The organism is Pseudomonas sp. Fl4BN1 (assembly GCF_009908285.1).
Taxonomy (GTDB): domain Bacteria; phylum Pseudomonadota; class Gammaproteobacteria; order Pseudomonadales; family Pseudomonadaceae; genus Aquipseudomonas.
This window is the reverse complement of record NZ_JAAARM010000004.1, coordinates 234,038-254,747: the sequence shown is the minus strand read 5'-3', so window position 1 is coordinate 254,747 and position 20,710 is coordinate 234,038. Positions and strand designations below refer to the sequence as shown.

Sequence of the window (20,710 nt, the reverse complement as noted above, 5' to 3'; positions counted from 1 at the left end):
TGCAGCAGGCAGGGGCGTGTTTTTAGAGAGGCTCTGGGGAAGGATTCGTAAAGTATTCGTTACGATCTGCTTCGCGTGCCGTGCTATTGGCTGTTTTTCGGTTTGAAAAAGCCTGAATCCGTCACATAATCTTGACGGTTATCTGCGTCACCCCGCAGAAAATCAGCGACGGCTGGCGTCAAAAACGTCGGTTGTCGGCGTTTATGCCCTCCATTACCTGTTTCGGGCCCCTATCTATGCGCATCAAAGTTCACTGCCAGAACCGCATTGGCATCCTTCGGGACATCCTCAATCTGCTGGTGGAGTACGGGATCAACGTCGCCCGTGGTGAGGTGGGCGGTGAGCATGGCAATGCCATCTATCTGCATTGTCCTAACCTGATCAATCTGCAGTTCCAGGCGCTGCGGCCCAAGTTCGAATCGATTGCCGGGGTGTTTGGCGTGAAGCGGGTCGGATTGATGCCCAGCGAGCGCCGGCACATGGAGCTCAACGCGCTGCTGGGTGCGCTGGAGTTCCCGGTGCTGTCTATCGACATGGGGGGCTCGATCGTTGCCGCCAACCGTGCCGCAGCGCAACTGCTGGGGGTGCGAGTGGATGAAGTGCCAGGAATTCCCCTGTCGCGCTACGCCGAGGATTTCGATCTGCCGGAGTTGGTGCGGGCCAACAAGTCACGGATCAACGGGCTGCGGGTCAAGGTCAAGGGGGATGTGTTCCTGGCGGACATCGCACCGCTGCAATCCGAGCACGATGACAGCGAGGCCATGGCCGGCGCGGTACTGACCCTGCATCGGGCGGATCGGGTGGGCGAGCGTATCTACAACGTGCGCAAGCAAGAGTTGCGGGGCTTCGACAGCATCTTCCAGAGCTCGAAAGTCATGGCTGCGGTGGTGCGTGAAGCCCGGCGCATGGCGCCGCTGGATGCGCCATTGCTGATCGAGGGGGAAACCGGTACCGGCAAAGAGTTGCTGGCCCGTGCCTGTCACCTGGCCAGCCCGCGCGGGCAGTCGCCGCTGATGGCGCTGAACTGCGCCGGGCTGCCAGAGTCCATGGCCGAAACCGAGTTGTTCGGTTATGGCCCCGGGGCGTTTGAAGGGGCGCGAGCGGAAGGCAAGCTCGGGCTGCTGGAGTTGACTGCCGGCGGCACCCTGTTTCTTGATGGGGTAGGGGAGATGAGCCCGCGCTTGCAGGTCAAGTTGCTGCGCTTTCTGCAGGACGGCTGCTTTCGCCGGGTCGGCAGTGATGAAGAGGTGTACCTGGATGTGCGGGTGATCTGTGCGACCCAGGTGGATCTGTCCGAGCTGTGTGCCCGCGGCGAGTTTCGCCAGGACCTCTACCACCGACTGAATGTGTTGTCCCTGCATATTCCGCCGCTGCGCGAATGCCTCGATGGCTTGACGCCGCTGGTGGAGCACTTCCTCGACCAGGCCAGCCGGCAGATCGGCTGCCCGCTGCCGCGGCTGGCGCCGGCGGCGATGGAGCGTCTCAGTCATTACCATTGGCCGGGCAATGTCCGGCAGCTGGAAAATGTGTTGTTCCAGGCGGTATCGCTGTGTGATGGCGGCACGGTCAAGGTCGAGCATATTCGTCTGCCGGACTATGGTGCGCGTCAGCCTCTTGGCGATTTTTCCCTGGAGGGCGGCCTGGAACAGATTGTCGGGCGGTTTGAAAAGGCCGTGCTCGAATGCCTGTATGCCGAGCACCCCAGCAGCCGCCAGTTGGGCAAGCGGCTGGGGGTGTCCCACACCACCATCGCCAACAAATTGCGGGAATACGAAGTCGGCAAGCTGTAGTCACTGCCGCAGGCACATGCCGCGTTCACATCCTGGGTTGCGCATCAGGTCCAGGGTGATGGTGCGGCAGTCCGGAGTGTATCCGGGCCGTTACTTGCCGTTTGCGGCATAAGACCGCCGTTTTTCCGTCTCTCGTGCCAATCCCCGGATTGCTCTCGGACAGGGCAAAGCCTTACCCCGCTTGGTGATCTACCTTCTGGGGGAAAGTTGGTGCGCTTATTGCTTATGGCTTCGCAGTACAGCGGTGGGCGGCAAACGTCCGGCAGACAGAGGAAAGACTGTGGACAAGTACCTTTATGTGGCAATGACCGGCGCCAGCCAGAATGCACTGGCGCAGAAGGCTCATGCCAACAATCTGGCGAACATCTCCACCAATGGTTTTCAGCGTGACCTGGAGCAGGCGCGCTCGATGCCGGTGTTCGGTGACAGCTTTCCGGCGCGGGCTTTTGCCATGGCCGAACGGCCGGCAACGGATTTTTCCCCGGGCTCGTTGGTGGAGACCGGTCGTGACCTGGACGTGGCTGTCAGCGGTAATGGCTGGATTGCCGTACAGAGTCCCGATGGCAGTGAAAGCTATGTGCGCACCGGCAGCCTGAATGTCGACGCCCTGGGTGTCTTGCGTGCCGGTAATGGCATGCCGGTGATGGGCAATGGCGGTCCGATCGCCGTGCCGCCGGAACAGAAAATCGAAGTCGGCCAGGACGGCACTATCAGCATTCGTGCCATGGGCGAAGGCCCGCGGGTCATGGCTGAGGTTGACCGCATCAAGCTGGTCAATCCGGACATCAAGAACCTGACCAAGGGGCTTGATGGTTCGATCAAGACCAAGGATGGCCAGCCGGCGCCGGCCGATGCCAATGTGCAGTTGGTGTCGGGCTTCCTCGAGTCGAGCAACGTCAATGCCGTGCACGAGATGACCGCAGTGCTGGCCTTGTCCCGCCAGTTCGAATTGCACGTGAAGATGATGAACAGCGCCAAAGAAGATGACCAGGCCATGGCTCGGGTCTTGCAAATCAGCTAATTACCAGTACCTGGCGCCGTAAAACAGGCGCAAGAGGAGAATCGAATGCTTCCGGCTCTATGGGTTGCCAAAACCGGTCTGTCCGCTCAGGACACCAACCTGAGTGTTATTTCCAACAACTTGGCGAACGTCTCGACCACGGGTTTCAAACGTGATCGTGCTGAGTTCCAGGACCTGCTGTACCAGATCAAGCGCCAGCCGGGTGCTCAGTCCACCCAGGACAGCGAGCTGCCCACCGGTTTGCAGGTCGGTACCGGTGTGCGCATTGTCGGTACCCAGAAGAACTTCACCGCCGGCAGTCTGCAGACGACCGAGCAGCCTCTGGACCTGGCGATCAATGGCCGTGGTTTCTTCCAGATCCTGCAGCCCGATGGCACTACGTCCTACACCCGTGACGGTACCTTCCACCTCAACGCCAACGGTCAGATCGTCACTGCCAGCGGCTTTGCCCTGGAGCCTGCGATCGTCGTGCCCAACGACGCGCAGACCTTTACCGTAGGCCAGGACGGCACCGTGTCCATCACCATTGCCGGCAACCCGGCTTCCCAGGTGATCGGCAACCTGCAAACCGCCGACTTCATCAACCCGGCCGGCCTGCAGGCCCAGGGCAATAACCTGTTCCTGGAAACCGCCTCCAGCGGTGCGCCGCAAATCGGCAGCCCGGGCCTCAACGGTTTCGGTACCACGCTGCAGAACACTCTGGAAGCATCCAACGTCAGCACCGTTGAGGAGATGGTCAACATGATCACCACTCAGCGTGCCTATGAGATGAACTCCAAGGTGATCTCCACCGCTGACCAGATGCTCTCGTTCGTAACGCAGAAGCTGTAATCAAGTCTTGAGGTCGCTTCGGATGCGAGGCGTACCTGCAACATCGTGAGGAAGGGTCATGAATCGGTTTATTTGTGTTCTAGCGCTGACTGGGAGTGCCGTGCTCGTGGGCTGTGTCGCCCCGCCGCCGAAGCCCAATGACCCTTACTACGCGCCAGTGTTGCCGCGTACACCGCTGCCTTCCGCGTCCAATAATGGTTCGATCTATCAGGCCGGCTTCGAGCAGAACCTGTACGGCGATCGCAAAGCGTTTCGGGTCGGTGACATCATCACCATCACCCTCAACGAGAAGACCGCGGCCAGTAAAGGGGCCAACTCGGCACTGACCAAGACCAGTTCCAATAGCGTTGGCCTGACTTCGCTGTTTGGTGCTGTGCCCAACACCAACAACCCCCTGGGCAGCGGTGACTTGACCCTGAATGCCGGCTACAACGGCAACCGCGCCACCAAGGGCGACAGCAAGGCAGCCCAAAGCAACAGCCTGACCGGTTCGATCACCGTAACTGTGGCCGACGTGTTGCCCAACGGCATCATCGCGGTACGCGGCGAGAAGTGGATGACCCTCAACACCGGCGACGAGCTGGTGCGCATTGCCGGCCTGGTACGGGCGGACGATATTGCCACTGACAACACCGTTTCTTCGACTCGGGTGGCGGATGCGCGCATCACCTATTCGGGCACCGGTTCGTTCGCCGATGCCAACCAGCCTGGCTGGTTCGACCGTTTCTTCCTCAGCCCGCTGTTCCCTTTCTAGGTGATGAAAAGTCTCATGCTGAATTTCAAGCACCTGCTGGCGGCGGCTTTGTTGCTGTCCACGTCCCTTGGCGTACAGGCTGAGCGGTTGAAGGATATCGCCAGTATTTCCGGCGTGCGTTCCAACCAGTTGATTGGCTATGGCCTGGTGGTCGGGCTTAACGGCACGGGCGACCAGACAACCCAGACACCGTTCACCCTGCAGACGTTCAACAACATGCTGTCGCAGTTCGGTATCAAGGTTCCGGCCGGGTCCGGCAATGTGCAGTTGAAGAACGTTGCGGCAGTATCGGTGAGCGCCGACCTGCCAGCCTTTGCCAAGCCGGGCCAGCAGGTGGATATCACGGTTTCCTCCATCGGCAACTCCAAGAGCCTGCGCGGCGGCACCTTGCTGCTGACCCCGCTCAAAGGTATCGACGGCAACGTCTACGCCATTGCCCAGGGCAACCTGGTGGTGGGCGGTTTCGACGCCGAAGGGCGAGACGGCTCGAAGATCACGGTTAACGTACCGTCGGCCGGCCGTATTCCCGGTGGTGCCTCGGTAGAGCGCGCCGTGCCCAGTGGTTTCAATCAGGGCAACAGCCTGACCTTGAACCTCAACCGTTCGGACTTCACCACCGCCAAGCGCGTTGTCGACAAGATCAACGACATGCTCGGCCCTGGCGTGGCCCAGGCGGTCGATGGCGGTTCGATCCGCGTGACTGCGCCCTTGGACCCAAGCCAGCGTGTGGACTACCTGTCGATCCTGGAAAACCTGGAAATCGATCCGGGGCAGGCGGTGGCCAAGGTCATTATCAATTCGCGTACCGGTACCATCGTGATTGGCCAGAACGTCAAGGTGTCGCCCGCTGCGGTGACCCACGGCAGCCTGACCGTGACCATTACCGAAGATCCGATCGTCAGCCAGCCCGGCCCTCTGTCCAATGGCCAGACGGCGGTGGTGCCGCGCTCGCGGGTCAATGCCCAGCAGGAAGCCAAGCCGATGTTCAAGTTCGGCCCTGGCACCACCCTGGATGAGATTGTCCGTGCGGTGAACCAGGTGGGGGCTGCGCCAGGCGACCTGATGGCGATTCTCGAAGCCTTGAAACAGGCCGGCGCGCTGCAAGCCGACCTGATCGTGATTTGAGGTGACGGCCATGGATATACGTAAGAGCGGATTGATCGGTAGCGCAGACTCCGGGTCCTACTCCGACCTCAACCGCCTGCAGCAGCTCAAGGTCGGTGACAAGGATGGCGAGGCCAACGTACGCAAGGTGGCGCAGGAGTTCGAGTCGCTGTTTCTCAACGAAATGCTCAAGTCCATGCGCAAGGCCACCGACGTGGTGGGCCAGGACAACCCGCTCAATACCCCGGCGACCAAGCAATACCAGGACATGTACGACCAGCAGTTGGCGGTTTCCCTGTCGCGCGAGGGCGGCGGCATTGGCCTGGCCAACGTGCTGATGCGCCAGATGATGAAGAACAAGCCGGTTCACCCGGGTGCTGCAACGCATGCGGCGGCACCGGTCGCCACGCCGACCCCGATTGCTGCCGGCACCACTGCCCAGAATGGTCCGTTGAGCCGGGTCAATGGCCAGCGGCCAATGTGGGCTTCCCGTGCCCAGGATCCGTTGCGTACTAGCGTGGCGCATAACGACATGGCTTTGCTCAACCAGCGACGCTTGTCGTTGCCAAGCAAACTTACCGATCGGCTGTTGAGCGGTATCGTGCCTTCGGCTGGCGGGGTGGCTGACGCCGCTACCCAGAATGTCGCGCCGACGCGTACCACGGCCGCCGCCGATGCGGTGTTGCGTGGTGAATGGCGGGTCAACCAGGGATATGCCGCAGCCCAGGGCAAGATGCGGGTTTACGGCCGGGCGATGGCTCAGCCACCGCTGGCACCGGCCAAGCGTGCCTTCAGCTCCTCTGATGATTTTGTTGCCACCATGCTGCCGATGGCGCAGCAGGCAGCCCAGCGAATCGGCGTCGACCCGCGCTACCTGGTAGCTCAGGCCGCACTGGAAACCGGCTGGGGCAAATCGGTGATGCGCCAGCAGGACGGCAGCAGCAGTCACAATCTGTTCGGCATCAAGGCTGGCAGCAGTTGGCAGGGTGCCCAGGCTCGAGCGATCACCAGCGAGTTCAGAAATGGCGAGATGGTCAAGGAGACGGCGGCGTTCCGTTCCTACGATTCCTACCAGGACAGCTTCCACGATCTGGTGACCTTGTTGCAGAGCAACAATCGCTATCAAGAAGTGTTGAAGGCGGCCGATAAACCAGAACAGTTTGTTCGCGAGTTGCAAAAAGCTGGGTATGCAACCGACCCGGACTACGCAAGCAAGATTTCGCAGATAGCCAAGCAGATGAAGAGTTACCAGAACTACGCTGCGGCGGGCGTTTCCACGAATTTATAAGGTCTGAATCATGAGTTTGCTCAATATCGGGATGTCCGGGCTGGCCGCCAGCCAAACGTCGTTGATGACCACGGGTAACAACATCGCCAACGCCGACACCGCCGGGTACTCGCGCCAGCAGACCGTGCAGGGCACCAAGGCCTCGAATCAGTTCGGCAACGTCTTCATCGGCACCGGTACCACCCTGGCTGACGTGCGCCGGGTGTACAACAGCTTCCTCGATGCCCAGTTGCGTACCGCCACGTCCCTGAACAGTGACGTCGCTGCCTACCAGGGCCAGATCAGCCCGATCGACCAGTTGCTGTCGGACAACGGTACCGGCATGAACGGCGCCCTGACCAAGTTCTTCGCCTCGGTGCAGAACCTCAACGCGAAGCCTACCGATGAGGCCTCCCGGCAGTTGCTGCTCAGCGACACCCAGGCCTTGAGCAACCGTTTCAACTCGGTGTCCAGCCAGCTCAACGAACAGAACAGCAACATCAACGGCAACCTGGGGAGCATGGCCGACCAGGTCAACAAGCTGGCCAATACCGTCGCCCAGCTCAACCAGAAGATTTCCGAGCTGTCGACCAATGGCAACGGCATGCCCAACGACCTGTTGGACGCCCGTAACGAAACCGTGCGCCAGATTTCGACCTTTATCGGCGTTCAGGTGTCGGAGCGTGGTTCCAGCCTCGACCTGTACCTGGGCAGTGGCCAGCCGCTGGTGATGGGCAACTCCGCCAACTCCCTGGAAGTGGTGCAGGGCAAGAACGACCCGACCCGCTCCATGCTGCAGCTCAATCGTGGCACCAGCACCGTGGACATCACCAACGTCACCACCGGTGGCGAGATCGGTGGTCTGTTGCGCTATCGCAGTGAAGTGCTGGACCCGGCAATGAATGAACTGGGGCGCGTGGCCTTGGTGGTTGCCGACCAGATGAACAGCCAGATGGCCCAGGGCATCGACAAGAACGGCGACTTCGGCGGCAACCTGTTCAACGACATCAACAGCCTGCGGATGATCGGTCAGCGCAGTATGGCCGGCACCGCCAACAGCGCGGGCTCGGGCAACTTCGATGTGACCATCAAGGACACCGGCAAGCTGAGCACCGGCGACTACACCGTGACCTTCAGCAGTGCCACGGATTACAGCGTCAAGCGCTCCGACGGCAAGGACATGGGCACCTTCAGCACCACGACCAGCCCGGCGCCAGTGATCGACGGCTTCTCGCTGAATCTCAATGGTACGGTGGCCGCTGGTGACAGCTTCAAGGTCATCCCGACCCGCAATGCCGCAGCCACCATCCAGACGGAAATGACCGACGCCAAGCGCCTGGCTTTGGCTGCACCGTTGAAAGCCGAGATCGGTGCGGGGGTCAAAAGCTCCCTAAGCATCTCTGCGCAACCCTCCCTGGCGGTGCCGATCGACAACTACAACGCCGCCAGCAAGCTTGAGATGCAGACGGCGCTCAAGAACTCCGGCCCGGTCAAGGTGGTGTTCAATGCGGCGTCCGGCGGCAGCCAGACCTACGATTACTTCGACGCCAAGGGCGTCAAGATGGGCAGCGGCTCTATCGTGCCGGGGCAGAGCAATGTCTTGAACCTGCAGGTCAAGATGCTCGATGCCAGCGGCAACCCGATCACTGACGGTGGCACGCCACCCGTGACCAAGACCTTCACGGTGCAGATGACCGTTGCCGGTTCGCCCAATGACGGCGACAACATGAACATTTCGGTGAATGGCGCCGGTTCTTCCGATAACCGCAACGGCCTGGCGCTGTCGGGTCTGCAGACCAAGCAGACCGTGGACACCAGTTCGCCGAGCAAGGGCATCACGCTGGTGGATGCCTATGGCAAGCTGATCGAGAACGTCGGCGCCAAGGCCAGCCAGGCCAAGCTCGACAGTGCTGCCAACGGTTCCATCCTGGCCAACGCCAAGGGCGCCCGGGACTCGCTGTCCGGCGTCAACCTGGATGATGAGACCGGCAACCTGGTCAAGTTCCAGCAGTACTACACCGCGTCTTCGCAGATCATCAAGGCTGCGCAGGAAACCTTCAGCACGCTGATCAACAGCCTTTAAGGAGTCGTAGCCCATGCGCATTTCCACCGCCCAGTTTTACGAGACTTCGGCTGCCAACTATCAGAAGAACTTCTCCAACGCCATCAAGAGCGGCGAAGAGTCCAGCAGCCTGGTCCGGGTCAAGACCGCCGCCGACGACCCGGTGGGTGCTGCCCGTCTGCTGCAATTGGGCCAGCAGGCCTCCCTGCTTGATCAGTACAAGGCCAACAGCAACTCGATCAAGGCGTCTCTGGGCCAGGCCGAGTCGGTGATGACCAGCATCAACAACGTCCTGGACCGGGCCAAGCAACTGGCCACCGGTGCCGGCAGCGCCGGTTACACCGATGCCGACCGGCAGGCCAATGCTTCTGAGCTGGGGCAGATCGAAGAGCAACTGATGAGCCTGATGAACTCTCAGGACGAAAACGGCAAGTACCTCTTTGGTGGTTCCAAGGACGACGTTCCGCCGTTCAGTCGCAACTCCGATGGCACCTACAGTTACAACGGTGACCAGAGCAGCCTGAAGCTGCCGGTGGGCGATACCATGATGATGGCTGCCAACAGCACCGGTTGGGATGTGTTCCAGCAGGCGCTCAACACCAGTCGTAGCCAGGTCACCATGACCTCGCCGGCGGTGGATGATGGACGGGTTTCCCTGTCCAATGGGCAGATGACCAACAGCGGCACCTACAACAGCCAGTTCCGCGGTGGCGAGCCTTATACCGTGTCGTTCGTCAGCGGCACCCAGTTGAAGATCCTCGATGGCAGCGGCAACGATGTGACCGCCGAGGCTAGCAAGGGCGGCGTGGTCGGTACTTCGCCGAATCAGACGGTGAGTTTCCGTGGTGTCGATCTGAACCTGAACATCAATCTTCAGTCCGGCGATGTCGCCAACGCGGTGTTGCCGGGGCACAGCTTCACCTTGGCCTCGAAGCCGGACACCTTCAACGTTGCGCGTTCTCCGGGCAACCCGAGCATGACTCAGGTCTCAGCCGCCAGCGTGACTGATTCGGTGGCCTACAACTCGACGTTCCCGAGTGGCTCTGCAGTGCTCAAGTTCACCAGCGCCACCAACTTCGATCTGTATGCCGCGCCGCTGACGGCAGACAGCAAGCCGGTGTCTTCGGGTGTTGTAGGTCCGGGCAATGTCGCCACTGCGGCAGGCGTGAGCTTCACCCTGACGGGCGCTCCTTCGCCGGCCGCCAACGACCAGTTCAGCGTGGCGGTTAACACCCACGAAACCCAGAACGTCCTGGACACCGTGAGTCAGTTGAAAAGCGCGTTGAACGTACCGACTGACGGTAATGCCCTGGCGACTCAGAAGCAGTTGGCCGACCTTGCTTCGGGGATGGCCAACCTGGCCAGTGGTGTTGATCAACTGTCCATCGGCATCAGCTCTATCGGTGGTCGTGGTTCGGCTTTGGCTACCCAGAACGAAATCAACGAAAGTCTGGCGGCAGCCAACGTCACCACCCGTTCTTCCATCAGTGATTCCGATCCGGCCGAAGTCATGACCCGTCTGACCCTGCAGCAGACCATGTTGCAGGCCTCGCAGTTGGCCTTCAGCAAGATCACCCAGCTCGGCCTGTTCAACAAGGTCTAAGCACATGGCGTTCGAGCTCCGGCTCGAACGCCATGACCGTCGAGCCGTCAGCCGTCTTTTTTAAGCGGTCCTGCAGCCCTGGTCGCATCGGCCGGGGCTCGCCGCTCGAGAGTTCCCCGCCGTGAACCAAGCCCCTTTAGTCAGTATCGTCATCCCTGCCTTCAACCCGCGTTTCTTCAGCCAGGCCCTGGAAAGTGCCTTGGCCCAGACCTACCGTCCCCTGGAAATCGTCGTTTGCGACGACAGTGCCAGCGATGAGATCCAACGGATCGTCGACGGCATTGCCGAACCCGCGCACCCGCTGCGTTACCTGCGCAATCCGCAGCGCCTGGGGCTGCAGAAGAATATCTCGCGCTGTGTTGAAGAGGCCCGTGGCGAGTTGATCAAGGTGCTGTGCGACGATGATCGGCTGTTTGCTCCGAGCATTGCCTCGCAGGCTCCGCTGCTGATCGAGCATCCCGAAGTCAATCTGGTGTGTGCCCTGCGAGTGTTCAGTGATGCGGGGAATTTCATCCTGCCGTCGCGGGTCGACAACTGCCGTTTTACCCAGGGTGACGTGGTGCTCAAGGGCGACGACATGCTGGCGATCTTCGAGAGCACGCCACGTAACTTCCTTGGCAACTTCAGTTCGGCGCTGATGCGTCGTGCCGACGTGCTGGAGCTGTTGCCGGCGTTGATCCAGGAGGGAGCGGGTTTTGTTGCCCTGTTGGATTTTGCCCTGTTCATCTGCCTGATGCGGCGCGGCAATCTGGCGGCCCAGACTACGGTGCTGAGTTGCGAGCGCCTTTACCCGGAGCGCCTCAGTGGCACCCCGGAAATGCTCAAGAGCGCCAGGAATGAGTGGGGATGGCTGGTGCAGATGCTGGCAGCACGCAGTGGCGAAGCGGCGCCGGCTTCGGGCTGGGTGCGGTTTGTCGACTTGTCGAAGGTTGCCGAGCAGCCGCGTCACTGGCAAGAGCTGTGCGTGACCCGGGTGTTGGGCAACCGCAGTACCGTGGTGGATGGGCGGGTTGGCGGTGAGAGCGTCAGTTATGAGGACTTCTATCGGGAATGGCTGTCGGTACGCAAGTTCTCGGCAGTGGAGCAGCGGTTGATGCCGCAACGCATCGACAGTTGGCCATCCAAGGCGCAGATCGTGCCGGTGGTCATCGACTTCGAGGGTGATGGCGAGGCGCTTGCGCGGACCCTGCGCAGTCTTGCAGGGCAGTTGTATGAGCCCGCAGCAGTGCTGGTGCTTTCCGCCTCCGAGTGTGAGGCGGGGGAGCGGGTCTTGCGTCAGCCATTGAGAGCCGACTGGGTGCAGCAGCTCAATGAGCTGGTGCCTCAGTTGGAAGGTTGTGACTGGTTCTATCTGCTGCAGGCCGGCGACCGTCTGCCGGAGTCGGCGCTGCTGGTGCTCGCTGAACGGATTGCCAATACCCCGCTTATGCTCTGCGCCTACAGCGATGAAGGTGCGCTGCTGGACGGGGAGTCGTCGGAGCCGGTGTTCAAGCCCGACTTCAATCTCGACCTGATGCGGGCCTACCCCTATGTCGGTCGAGTCCTGGCCTTTTCCCGCGAGCGCTTCATGGCCGAGGGTGGGTTCGACCCGGCCCGAGGCGAGCTGGCTCCCCAGGATCTGCTGTGGCGCCTGGTGGAGGGGGCGGGCCCGCAGACCATCGAGCATATTGCCGATATTCAGGTGGAGTCCGAGTTCAGCTTCGCCCAGTGGCTGTCGCGGTCACAGGTGATCGAGGCCAGCGAAGGGCTGGTAGCCGCGCATCTGCAGCGCATCGGCGTGGGGCAGCGGATTCGGCACGATGATTTGCCGTTGCTCAACCGTATCGACTACCTGCATGAGGGGCGGCCGCTGGTGTCGATCATTGTCCCGTGTGGGGATTCGTTGCCGGCACTGCAACGCTGCGTTGAAAGCCTGATTGAGCAAACGGCCTACAACCACTACGAGATTCTGCTGGTGGATGCCGGCAGCCGAGATCCGGCCATGGCTGATTGGCTGGCGGCCATGGCGCAGTTGGGTGGGGCGATGCTGCGGGTGTTGCCGGGTGCTGGGCTGATCAACAAGATGGTGCTCATCAACCGCGCTGCGTTGCAGGCCCGTGGTGACTATCTGTTGCTGCTCAATCCTCGTGCGTTGATCTGTACCGCTGACTGGCTGGACGAGTTGCTCAATCAAGCCCAGCGTCCGGAGGTGGGGGTGGTTGGTGCACGGATTCTGGCTACCGACAGTTCGATCCTTCACGCCGGGCAGGTGTTGGGTATGGCGGGGCCGGTGGGTTCGCCTTTTGTCGGCGAGGCGATGGGGGCTCGCGGCTACATGCAGCGGCTGCAGGTGGTGCAGAACTGGAGTTCGGTCAGTGGCGATTGCCTGATGGTGCGCAAGGAGGTTTTCGACAGCCTCGGTGGTCTGGATGAGCGCTTCTCCAGTGCCGACCTGGGGGAGTCCGACTTGTGTCTGCGGGTCGACAGTAACGGCTATCTGGTGGTCTGGACGCCTCACGCGACCTTGATGTTGACGCCAGCGGCAGCGGTCTGCGAGAAGCTTGGCCAGCAACAGGCGCTGGAGGCTGAGCAGGAGAGTTTCTACCGCCAGTGGATGCCGAAGATCGCTCGCGATCCAGCCTACAACCCCGCCCTGAGCCTGGGGTACTCCAGCTTCAGTCTGGAGCCCTCTCTGCGCAACAACTGGAATCCGTTCTGCAGTCGCGCCTTGCCGTTGATCCTTGGCTTGCCGGTCAACAGCTCTGCGGTCGGGCATTACCGGGTGACGGGGCCCTTGAGTGCGCTTGAGCAGGCCGGCCGGGTGATTGCCCGAGTGGCCTACGAATCGCCGTCCACGGCAGAGATCGAGCGCCTGTCCCCCGATACCATTATCTTGCAGTGCCGATACAGCGATGGTGCGGCTGCCGATATTCTGCGCATGAAAAAGTACTCCAGCGCGTTGCGGGTCTTCGAGCTCGATGACTACATCGTCAGTGCGCCGAAGAAAAACACTCACGCCCGTAACAAGCCGGTGAACACCGAGCAGATGCTGCGCGAGGGGATAGCCCTGTGTGATCGCGTGGTGGTGACCACCCAGCCTCTGGCCGATGCCTTGTCGAGTATGCACAGTGACATTCGCGTGGTGCCTAACATGCTGGCGCTGGAGCCTTGGGCGAACTTGACCAGTCGCCGTGGCACCTCCAGCAAGCCCAGGGTGGGATGGGGCGGAGGCACCAGCCATACCGGAGACTTGGAGATCATCGCCGAGGTAGTGCGCGAGCTGGCCAGTGAGGTCGAGTGGGTGTTCTTCGGCATGTGCCCCGATGCCTTGCGTCCCTACGTACATGAGTTTCATTCGGTGACCAACCTGCAGAGTTATCCGTTCAAGCTGGCCAGCCTGAACCTGGATCTGGCGCTGGCGCCCCTGGAGTTCCATATCTTCAACGACTGCAAGAGCAACCTGCGGCTCTTGGAATATGGGGCCTGCGGTTACCCGGTGATCTGCACCGATACCGAGGCCTATCGCGGTTTCCTGCCGTGCACCAAGGTCCGCAGCAACAGCACTGAAGAATGGTTGCAGGCGATCCGCATGCACCTGTCCGACCCGGCTGCGAGCTATCGCATGGGGGATGAGCTGCGCGAGGCGGTGCGTCGTGACTTCATGCTGCGCAACGACAACCTGCGGCACTGGCTGTGGGGCTGGTTGCCGGATTGATCGGCCCAGGGCTCGTGATCGCCCCCCATCACGAGCCGGGTTTGCCCATGGCCGCCCTGTCGGGGCGGTTGTGTGCAGCGTCTTCTGCTGCGCCCCAAGTGCTGCTCGCGTAATTGGCGCACTTCCTGCAAGTCCTCTGCATATCGCCATAAAACCCTCACCGCAGCGCGGTGCCAGGTAGCCGTTGGCTGCGAATGAATGATCTGCGTCTGGCGTTATGCCAGGCCTCAAGAGGGCTGGTTCAGCCCACGAAGAGCAAGAGGACCGCAATGAAGGCAGTAATTCTGGCAGGTGGGCTGGGGACGCGAATCAGCGAAGAGTCTCACCTCAAGCCCAAGCCCATGATCGAGATCGGTGGCAAGCCAATTCTTTGGCACATCATGAAGCAGTATTCAGCCCACGGGATTCATGACTTCGTGATTTGCCTGGGCTACAAGGGCTACGCGATCAAGGACTTCTTCGCCAACTACTTCCTGCACACCTCGGATGTGACCTTCGACATGCGCAACAACCGCATGGACGTGCATCAGAATTACAGCGAGCCCTGGAGCGTGACGCTGATCGACACCGGCGAGGAAACCATGACCGGTGGGCGTCTGCGCCGGGCCGGGCGCTACCTGCAGGATGAAGAGGCGTTCTGCTTTACCTACGGCGATGGCGTATCCGACTTGAACATCGGTGCCTTGGTGGATTTCCATAAGGCCCACGGCAAGCTGGCCACGGTAACTGCCGTGCAGCCGCCAGGCCGCTATGGTGCCCTGGAGCGCGATGGTGATCGGGTCCTGGGGTTCACCGAAAAACCTCGTGGCGACGGTGGCTGGATCAACGGCGGGTTCTTCGTGCTCTCGCCCAAGGTGTTGTCCTACATCGATGGCGACAGCACCACCTGGGAAGCCGAACCGCTGATACAACTGGCCGAGAACCAGCAACTGCGCTCCTACGAGCACAGCGGGTTCTGGCAGCCGATGGACACCCTGCGGGACAAGAACCACCTGGAGCAGCTCTGGCAAAGCGGGGAGGCCCCGTGGAAGCAATGGGACTGAGTCCGGAGTTCTGGAGCGGCAAGCGTGTGCTGTTGACCGGTCACACCGGTTTCAAGGGCAGTTGGCTGAGCCTCTGGTTGCAGAGCCTGGGGGCCGAGGTCAGTGGCTTTGCCCTGGACCCGGGGACCGAGCCAAGCCTGTTCGAACTGGCCCGGGTGGCCGAAGGCATCAATGACCATCGCGGTGACCTGCGCGACCTGGGCAGCCTGCTGGAGCTGATTGCCCAGGTGGAGCCGGAAATCGTCTTGCACCTGGCGGCTCAGCCGTTGGTGCGTGAGGCCTATCGAGATCCGCTGGGGACCTACTCAAGCAATGTCATGGGCACCCTGAATCTGCTGGAAGCGATCCGCCAGGTGGGCGGGGTGCGCGCCTGCGTCCTGGTGACCACCGACAAGGTCTACGCCAATCAGGAGTGGCTGTGGCCCTATCGGGAGAACGAGCCCCTGGGCGGGCATGATCCCTATAGCAGCAGCAAAGCCTGTTGCGAGCTGCTGGCGCAGTCCTATGCATCCTCTTTCTTTGCTGCCGAGCGTTATGCCGAACATGGCCTGGCCCTGGCCACGGCACGGGCCGGCAATGTCCTCGGTGGCGGCGATTTCGCCCCCGAGCGGCTGATTCCCGATGTGCTCAAGGCCTGGTCGGACGACGAGCCGGTGACCTTGCGTTATCCCCAGGCGGTCCGCCCCTGGCAGCACGCCCTGGAACCCCTGGCCGGCTACCTGCAGCTGGCCGCTGGCTTGTACCAGCAAGGTCCGCAATACGCCGGTGCCTGGAACTTCGGTCCCGGCGAGCAAGACATGTGCAGCGTTGGTGAGGTGGTGGAGTTGTTGGCCGGGCAGTGGCCTGAAGCCCCTGGCCTGCGGATCGAGCCCAGTGAATTGCATGAGGCCGGCCTGTTGCGTCTGGACAGCAGTCGCGCCCGCCAGTTGCTTGGCTGGAAACCCCGTTGGACCCTGGAGCAATGTCTGGCGCAGACCCTCGACTGGCACCTGGCCTGGAAGAGCGGTGCGGACATGCGCGCCGTGACCCTGGGGCAGTTGAACCTGTATCGGGGGGCGCTGTGAGCGAGTTCCAGGTCCTGGCCCTGCCGCTGGAGGGCTTGTTCGAGGTTCGTCACAAACGCTTCGAGGATCAGCGCGGGCATTTTTCCCGGCTGTTCTGCGAGGGTAGCCTGAGCGCGTTCGGCCAACCTTTTCATATCCGCCAGATCAATCACTCCTGCACCCGCGAGCGCGGCAGCGTGCGCGGCTTGCACTACCAGACTGCGGCGCAGCCCGAAGCCAAGCTCATCACCTGCCTGCGCGGCGAAGTCTGGGATGTGGCGGTGGACCTGCGTCCCGAGTCGTCGACGTTCCTGCAATGGCACGCTGAACACCTGCGGGCCGGTGACGGTCGCAGCCTGTTGTTGCCGGCGGGTTTTGCCCATGGCTTCCAGACCCTGAGCGACGATGCCGAATTGCTGTATCTGCACAGCGCCGACTATGCACCGGAGCATGAGGCCGGGCTGTCGGTGCTGGACCCGCGGCTGGCGATCGATTGGCCGTTGCCTGTCAATAATCTGTCGAGCCGGGATGCCAGCCATCCCTTGCTCGATCCCGCATTCGCTGGAGTGAAACTATGAATTGCCGCGGTTGTGGCGCTTGCCTGAGCCTGCCTCTGATCGACCTGGGCACCTCACCGCCCTCCAACGCCTACCTGCGGGCCGAGCAACTGGACCAGGCCGAGCAGTGGGTGCCACTGAAGGTCCAGGTCTGCCAGCAATGCTGGCTGGTGCAGACCGAGGACTACACCCGCGCCGATCATCTGTTCGACGCCGACTACGCCTATTTCAGTTCGTTCTCCAGTACCTGGCTCAAGCATGCCCAGGGCTATGTGGCGCAGATGGTCGAGCGTTTCGAACTCGATGCCCGGAGCCGGGTGGTGGAAGTCGCGGCGAACGACGGCTACCTGCTGCAGTATGTGGCCCAGCGCGGCATTCCTTGCCTGGGGGTCGAGCCGACCCGCAGTACCGCCCAGGCCGCCCGTGACAAAGGGCTGCAGATCCGCGAGTCGTTCTTCGGTCGTGATACCGCCGAGCAACTGCTGGAGGAGGGTTGGGGCGCCGACCTGATGGCGGCCAACAATGTGCTGGCCCATGTGCCGGATATCAACGATTTCCTTTGCGGCTTTGCCACCTTGCTCAAGCCAACGGGCGTGGCGACGTTCGAGTTTCCGCAGTTGCTGAGCCTGATGGCCGGGCAGCAGTTCGACACCCTGTACCACGAACACTATTCCTACCTGTCGCTGACCGCCGTCCAGGGCTTGTGCCAACGCAACGGCCTGCAAGTCTTTGACGTCGAGACCTTGCCGACCCACGGCGGTTCGCTGCGGGTGTTCGTGCAGCGTATTGATGGTTCGCACCACCCTCTGCAGGACCGCGTGGCGAGTCAATTGCGGTTGGAGCAGGAGGCCGGGGTCACGACTCCCGAGTACTACCGGAGCCTGGCTCCGGCAGCGCTGCAGATCAAGCATGAACTGCTGCGCTTCCTGCTCAAGGCCAAGGCCGAGGGCAAGCGGGTAGTGGGTTATGGGGCTGCGGCCAAGGGCAATACCTTGCTCAACTACGCCGGGGTCAAGAGCGACCTGTTGGCCTGGGTCGCAGATGCCAGCCCGCACAAGCAAGGCAAGTTCTTGCCTGGCAGCCGGATTCCAGTGGTGGCTCCGGAGCGCATCGATCAGGAACGCCCGGACTATGTGCTGGTGCTGCCTTGGAACCTGCTGACCGAAGTCAGTGAGCAACTGGCCCAGGTTCGGCAATGGGGCGGGCGTTTCGTGATCGCCGTGCCTGAGTTGAAACTGCTGTGAACGGCATGCAGGTGCTGGTCACTGGCGCCACCGGCTTTGTCGGCCAGCATCTGGTCGCGGCCTTGCTGGCTCGGGGTTGCCGGGTGCGCGCGGTGGCCCGGGATGCCGACAAGGCACGGCAGATGCCTTGGTTCGATGCGGTGGAGTTCAGGGCGCTGGATGTGCACGCCCCACAACTCGATGTTGCGGCGCTGGTGGACGGGGTCGATGCGCTGGCGCATCTGGCCTGGCCCGGGCTGCCCAACTATCAGGCGCTATTTCACCTTGAGCACAACCTGATGGCGGATTACCGCTTGATCAAGGCCGTGGTCGAGGCGGGGGTGACTCAGGTGCTGGTCACCGGCACCTGCTTCGAGTACGGCATGCAGAGCGGGCCTTTGAGTGAAGAGGTCGAGGCTCGCCCGAGCAATCCCTACGGATTGGCCAAGCACAGCCTGCATCTGTTTCTACAAGCCCTGCAGCAGCAGTTGCCCTTCAGTTTGCAGTGGGCACGGCTGTTCTACCTGCATGGCCCGGGACAGAACCCCAAGAGCTTGCTGGCGGCGCTGGATCGAGCGATCGATAGCGGTGACGAAGTTTTCAATATGTCGGGCGGCGAACAACTGCGGGATTACCTGGGCATCGAGGAGGCGGCTGGATACCTGGCTGCGCTGCTCGGTCAGCGAGGGTTTTCCGGGGTGGTCAATTGCTCCAGTGGCCAGCCGATATCCGTGCGCGCCCTGGTGGAACAGCGTATCGCCCAGCGCGCAGCATCGATCCGCCTGAACCTGGGGCATTACCCGTACCCGGACTACGAACCCATGGCTTTCTGGGGCTTGAACCAGCGCCTGGAGCAAATAACAGGAGCCGAACATGGCGCATGAGTTGTATCGGGTCGCCGACTTGCCGGTGCTGCAGAACCGCACCTTCGCCGATGCCCAGAGTGCTCGCGCTTCGGCGTCTGCGGATATCGTGCTGGTGCAGGACCTGCAAAGCGGGCTGATCTTCAATCAGGCCTTCGATGCCGACAAGCTCAGCTACGACAGCGACTATCAGAACGAGCAGGCGCACTCGGCGCAGTTCCAGCGGCACCTGAAGGATGTGGAGGGCATCATTGCCCGGCACTTCAAGGGGCGCGAGCTGATCGAGGTGGGTTGCGGCAAGGGCTATTTCCTCGAACTGTTGCGCACCGAGGGCTACGCCGTCACCGGGATCGACCCGGCCTACGAGGGGACCAACCCCGAGGTGATCAAGGCGCCTTTTACCCGCGGCCTGGGGCTGGCTGCCGAGGCTATCGTACTGCGCCATGTGCTGGAGCATATCGCCGATCCGCAGGCCTTTCTGGCGGAGATCGCCGATGCCAACCAAGGCGGGCAGATCTATATCGAAGTGCCGTGTTTCGACTGGATCCTCGAGCATCGCGCCTGGTTCGACGTGTTCTATGAGCACGTCAATTACTTTCGTCTCGAAGACCTGCAGCGCATGTTCGGCACCGTGCATGAGGCCGGGCATCTGTTTGGCGGTCAATACCTGTACGTGGTGGCGGACCTGGGCAGCTTGCAGTCGGCGTTGCCGGCACCGGTCCGGCCGCTGCAGATGCCGGCGGATTTCACCGCTAGCATCGAGTGCGCCAAACGCATCATCCAGTCGGCGCCGCAAACCGCTGCCGGGATCTGGGGCGCTTCTTCCAAGGGCGTGATCTATTCGCTGTTCCTGCAACGGGCCGGCGTGGCGGTGGATCAAGTCGTGGATATCAATCCGGCCAAGCAGGGCCGTTACTTGCCGCTGAGCGGCATGCGGGTGTCATCACCGCAAGAAGCCATGGAGGCGTTGCCCGTGGGCGCCAACCTGTTCGTGATGAACTCCAACTACCTCGAAGAAATCAAGCGCATGACCGATGGCCGTTACGTCTATCACGCCGTCGATAGCGCTTCATTCAGCTAATTTGTCATTGAGAATCGAACATGACCGAGAAAAGCGTCATCCAAGCTTTTGAAGAAGAATGCCAGGCGCAGATCAGTGCCCAGGGCCAGGATGAAAAACTCAAGGGCCTGGCCCGTGAGTTTTTCAACGAGTCCGCTGGCCACAAGTACAGCTATCACTTTTCCTGGATGGGCCGGCCGATCATTCAGCTGCCCCAGGACATGATGGCCATGCAGGAGATCATCTGGCGGGTCAAGCCGGACCTGGTGATCGAATGCGGTATCGCCCACGGCGGTTCGATCATCTACTACGCCTCGCTGCTGGAGTTGCAGGGCCATGGCGAAGTGCTGGGTATCGACCTGGATATCCGTCCGCACAACCGCGAAGCCATCGAGCAGCATCCGATGAGCAAGCGCATCCGCATGATCGAAGGTTCGAGCATCGATCCGGCCATCGCCGAGCAGGTACGGGCCGCGGCCGCGGGCAAGAAAGTGATTCTGGTCCTGGACTCCAATCACACCCACGAGCACGTGCTTGAAGAGCTGCGCCTGTATGCGCCGCTGGTCTCGGTCGACAGCTACTGCGTGGTCATGGACACCGTGGTCGAGGACATGCCGCCGGCCTTCTTCCCGGATCGTCCCTGGGGGCCGGGCGATAACCCGAAAACTGCGGTCTGGGCTTATCTGGAGGAGAACCGTGATTTCGAGATCGACTACCAGATGCAGAACAAGCTGCTGATCACCGTAGCGCCGGACGGTTACCTGCGTCGGGTTCGTTAAACATCAATGGTTGCAG

16 protein-coding genes are annotated in these 20,710 nt (G+C 61.6%); all 16 read left to right on the top strand.

All coding sequences use genetic code 11. The features are described 5' to 3' along the window. Positions 1 to 236 precede the first annotated feature (236 nt). The 16 genes from GV818_RS06695 (at position 237) to GV818_RS06620 (ending at position 20,694) form a co-directional block, all read left to right on the top strand. A complete protein-coding gene (locus GV818_RS06695) occupies positions 237 to 1,790 on the top strand; it encodes a sigma-54-dependent transcriptional regulator (protein WP_161753771.1) in 1,554 nt (517 codons plus the stop codon). 280 nt (positions 1,791 to 2,070) lie between these two features. Then, positions 2,071 to 2,811: a flagellar basal body rod protein FlgF gene (locus GV818_RS06690; protein ID WP_161753769.1), complete on the top strand. Its 741-nt coding sequence runs from the start codon at positions 2,071 to 2,073 to the stop codon at positions 2,809 to 2,811. A gap of 45 nt (positions 2,812 to 2,856) precedes the next feature. Then, complete coding sequence (gene flgG / locus GV818_RS06685) at positions 2,857 to 3,642, top strand: flagellar basal-body rod protein FlgG (RefSeq protein ID WP_161753767.1); 786 nt, start codon at positions 2,857 to 2,859, stop codon at positions 3,640 to 3,642. Positions 3,643 to 3,700: 58 nt separating this feature from the next. Then, on the top strand, positions 3,701 to 4,396 hold the full coding sequence (flgH, locus tag GV818_RS06680; RefSeq protein ID WP_161753765.1) for a flagellar basal body L-ring protein FlgH: 696 nt from the start codon (positions 3,701 to 3,703) through the stop codon (positions 4,394 to 4,396). Positions 4,397 to 4,411: 15 nt separating this feature from the next. After that, positions 4,412 to 5,521: a flagellar basal body P-ring protein FlgI gene (locus tag GV818_RS06675; protein ID WP_161776097.1), complete on the top strand. Its 1,110-nt coding sequence runs from the start codon at positions 4,412 to 4,414 to the stop codon at positions 5,519 to 5,521. Between the two features lie 10 nt (positions 5,522 to 5,531). Beyond that, complete coding sequence (gene flgJ, locus GV818_RS06670; RefSeq protein WP_161776095.1) at positions 5,532 to 6,788, top strand: flagellar assembly peptidoglycan hydrolase FlgJ; 1,257 nt, start codon at positions 5,532 to 5,534, stop codon at positions 6,786 to 6,788. Positions 6,789 to 6,798: 10 nt separating this feature from the next. Beyond that, positions 6,799 to 8,850, top strand: coding sequence for a flagellar hook-associated protein FlgK (gene flgK, locus GV818_RS06665; RefSeq protein ID WP_161776093.1), 2,052 nt, complete (start codon positions 6,799 to 6,801; stop codon positions 8,848 to 8,850). 13 nt (positions 8,851 to 8,863) lie between these two features. Beyond that, complete coding sequence (locus GV818_RS06660) at positions 8,864 to 10,432, top strand: flagellar hook-associated protein 3 (RefSeq protein ID WP_161753757.1); 1,569 nt, start codon at positions 8,864 to 8,866, stop codon at positions 10,430 to 10,432. Between the two features lie 121 nt (positions 10,433 to 10,553). Next, entirely contained in the window at positions 10,554 to 14,126 is a 3,573-nt protein-coding gene (locus GV818_RS06655; protein WP_161753754.1) for a glycosyltransferase, read from the top strand. A gap of 269 nt (positions 14,127 to 14,395) precedes the next feature. Beyond that, positions 14,396 to 15,169 carry a glucose-1-phosphate cytidylyltransferase gene (gene rfbF / locus GV818_RS06650; protein WP_161753753.1) on the top strand — a complete coding sequence of 258 codons (774 nt, stop codon included), beginning with the start codon at positions 14,396 to 14,398 and terminating at the stop codon, positions 15,167 to 15,169. Then, a complete protein-coding gene (gene rfbG / locus GV818_RS06645; protein ID WP_161753751.1) occupies positions 15,151 to 16,233 on the top strand; it encodes a CDP-glucose 4,6-dehydratase in 1,083 nt (360 codons plus the stop codon). Before rfbF ends, rfbG begins: the two co-directional genes overlap by 19 nt. Beyond that, positions 16,230 to 16,790 carry a dTDP-4-dehydrorhamnose 3,5-epimerase family protein gene (locus GV818_RS06640; protein WP_161753749.1) on the top strand — a complete coding sequence of 187 codons (561 nt, stop codon included), beginning with the start codon at positions 16,230 to 16,232 and terminating at the stop codon, positions 16,788 to 16,790. The genes rfbG and GV818_RS06640 overlap by 4 nt, the downstream gene beginning before the upstream one ends. Continuing rightward, positions 16,787 to 18,013 carry a class I SAM-dependent methyltransferase gene (locus GV818_RS06635; RefSeq protein ID WP_161753747.1) on the top strand — a complete coding sequence of 409 codons (1,227 nt, stop codon included), beginning with the start codon at positions 16,787 to 16,789 and terminating at the stop codon, positions 18,011 to 18,013. Before GV818_RS06640 ends, GV818_RS06635 begins: the two co-directional genes overlap by 4 nt. A gap of 5 nt (positions 18,014 to 18,018) precedes the next feature. After that, a complete protein-coding gene (locus tag GV818_RS06630) occupies positions 18,019 to 18,876 on the top strand; it encodes an NAD-dependent epimerase/dehydratase family protein (protein WP_161753898.1) in 858 nt (285 codons plus the stop codon). Next, complete coding sequence (locus tag GV818_RS06625) at positions 18,866 to 19,936, top strand: class I SAM-dependent methyltransferase (protein ID WP_161753745.1); 1,071 nt, start codon at positions 18,866 to 18,868, stop codon at positions 19,934 to 19,936. The genes GV818_RS06630 and GV818_RS06625 overlap by 11 nt, the downstream gene beginning before the upstream one ends. Positions 19,937 to 19,956: 20 nt before the next feature. Further along, complete coding sequence (locus GV818_RS06620) at positions 19,957 to 20,694, top strand: cephalosporin hydroxylase family protein (RefSeq protein WP_161753743.1); 738 nt, start codon at positions 19,957 to 19,959, stop codon at positions 20,692 to 20,694. Positions 20,695 to 20,710: the final 16 nt, after the last annotated feature.

What these genes read in the sequence shown, in the direction of transcription:
- GV818_RS06695 (WP_161753771.1), top strand. Translation starts at nt 237, where the DNA reads ATGCGCATCAAAGTTCACTGCCAGAACCGCATTGGCATCCTTCGGGAC.
- flgG (WP_161753767.1), top strand. Translation starts at nt 2,857, where the DNA reads ATGCTTCCGGCTCTATGGGTTGCCAAAACCGGTCTGTCCGCTCAGGAC.
- flgH (WP_161753765.1), top strand. Translation starts at nt 3,701, where the DNA reads ATGAATCGGTTTATTTGTGTTCTAGCGCTGACTGGGAGTGCCGTGCTC.
- GV818_RS06675 (WP_161776097.1), top strand. Translation starts at nt 4,412, where the DNA reads ATGCTGAATTTCAAGCACCTGCTGGCGGCGGCTTTGTTGCTGTCCACG.
- flgJ (WP_161776095.1), top strand. Translation starts at nt 5,532, where the DNA reads ATGGATATACGTAAGAGCGGATTGATCGGTAGCGCAGACTCCGGGTCC.
- flgK (WP_161776093.1), top strand. Translation starts at nt 6,799, where the DNA reads ATGAGTTTGCTCAATATCGGGATGTCCGGGCTGGCCGCCAGCCAAACG.
- GV818_RS06660 (WP_161753757.1), top strand. Translation starts at nt 8,864, where the DNA reads ATGCGCATTTCCACCGCCCAGTTTTACGAGACTTCGGCTGCCAACTAT.
- rfbF (WP_161753753.1), top strand. Translation starts at nt 14,396, where the DNA reads ATGAAGGCAGTAATTCTGGCAGGTGGGCTGGGGACGCGAATCAGCGAA.
- GV818_RS06635 (WP_161753747.1), top strand. Translation starts at nt 16,787, where the DNA reads ATGAATTGCCGCGGTTGTGGCGCTTGCCTGAGCCTGCCTCTGATCGAC.
- GV818_RS06630 (WP_161753898.1), top strand. Translation starts at nt 18,019, where the DNA reads ATGCAGGTGCTGGTCACTGGCGCCACCGGCTTTGTCGGCCAGCATCTG.
- GV818_RS06625 (WP_161753745.1), top strand. Translation starts at nt 18,866, where the DNA reads ATGGCGCATGAGTTGTATCGGGTCGCCGACTTGCCGGTGCTGCAGAAC.
- GV818_RS06620 (WP_161753743.1), top strand. Translation starts at nt 19,957, where the DNA reads ATGACCGAGAAAAGCGTCATCCAAGCTTTTGAAGAAGAATGCCAGGCG.